General features: G+C 61.6%; 1 protein-coding gene. It reads right to left on the bottom strand.

Annotated features, from left to right (window positions below; translation table 11 throughout):
• A partial coding sequence (locus PSEUDOMOFG3G_RS20010) for an OprD family outer membrane porin (RefSeq protein WP_139050956.1) occupies window positions 1–617 on the bottom strand: 617 nt, incomplete at both ends.

Raw genomic sequence — 617 nt, 5'->3', positions numbered from 1 at the left:
GTGTGTACGTTGTCACCGCTGATGTAGCGGTTCATCAGGGTCAGGCCCGGTACGCCGACGGCGGCAAAGTTGAAGTCGTGGCGCACTTGCCAGGATTTTTCCTGGGCGTTGTCGTAGCTGGAGTTGTAGCTGTCGTTGGCCAGGGTGCCGCCGCTGGTGCCGTTGACGCGCATCCAGCCATCGTCGCCGCTGAGTTTTTGCAGGCCGACGTAGAAGGTGTTGCCACCGTATTTGGCCGAGAGCATGGCGAAGGCGGTCTTGTTGTCCAGGTCGCCCGCCAGGGCACTGCCTTCTTCCTTGCCGATGAAGTAGCCCAGGTTGGCACCCAGGGTCCAGTCACCGATGGGCTGGCTGTGGGTCAGGTTGAAATATTTTTGCTGGTAGATGTCCGACAGTTCCGCGTACCAGACGCCGACCTGAGTGCGCTTGTCGTTGAAGGCGTATTCGCCGCCGCCGAAATTGAAGCGGTCGGACGTGAACGCGCCGCGGCCGTTCATCGACATGTCTTCCATGCTCGCGTCGTTACGCGGGCTGTTGGCGCGGAACTGGCCGCCGTACAGGCTCAGGCCGTTGATCTCGGTGGAGGTGACCTGACCACCGCGGAAAGTCTGCGGCAG

It is taken from the genome of Pseudomonas sp. FG-3G (assembly GCF_901007645.1).
Classification (GTDB): Bacteria; Pseudomonadota; Gammaproteobacteria; order Pseudomonadales; family Pseudomonadaceae; genus Aquipseudomonas; species Aquipseudomonas rhizophila.
This window is presented reverse-complemented; position numbering and strand designations above follow the sequence as displayed.